This is a genomic window from Hymenobacter piscis (assembly GCF_018760735.1).
Classification (GTDB): Bacteria; Bacteroidota; Bacteroidia; order Cytophagales; family Hymenobacteraceae; genus Hymenobacter; species Hymenobacter piscis.
The window spans coordinates 1-630 of the sequence record NZ_JAHHZN010000058.1 but is presented as its reverse complement, the minus strand read 5'-3'; the positions used below and the strand labels follow the sequence as shown (position 1 = coordinate 630).

Below are 630 nucleotides of genomic sequence, written 5' to 3'. Positions count from 1 at the left end.
ACCACGGCGTTGACAAAATGGCGGTTGTCGCGGCCGGTGCCGCCTGCCGTACCGGCCTGCCCAAGCGTGTGTGGCTGAATCAATTTCCATTCACGTTCAGTAAGTTCGTGGCGTCGCATCCCGCAAATTTAAACATGACTGTCCACACACTCTAACAAGGCAGAAACTGTGATAATTATGAAAGCGACTGGCAAACGAATTGTAGACCGCTACCCGCACCTGCGGGAGGGAGCAGCGCGTCAGCAAATGTTGGTGCGCAATGCCTTGGGCTCGGCCCGTGTGGAAGGCATCCGCGCCGATGAAGGACGGCTACGTAAAACAGTGGGTACTTCGGTTACGGAGACGGGGGCAACACGCTTGCGATAACGGCCTGCATGGGCTCGTAGCGGAGAAGCCCAGCGGCCTGCACGGCCTGCACATACAACTTAAAACGTTCTGGCTCGGCCAATGCTTCCCAGTGGAAGCTGGTCGAGCCGTTTTTGTAGGCCATGAGGTTGGCCAGTACGCGCGCGGTGCGGCCGTTGCCTTCCCGAAACGGGTGAAGGAACAACAACTCGGCGTGGACGCGGGCCACGTCGCGCACCAGGGACGTGGCATCGGGCCAACTGTGGGGCAAGGGCCGCAGCATTT

General features: G+C 59.5%; 1 protein-coding gene. It reads right to left on the bottom strand.

All coding sequences use genetic code 11. The annotated features are described in order from the left end of the window. Positions 1-334: 334 nt before the first annotated feature. A partial coding sequence (locus KLP40_RS21080; protein WP_215595812.1) for a Fic family protein occupies positions 335-630 on the bottom strand: 296 nt, incomplete at its 5' end.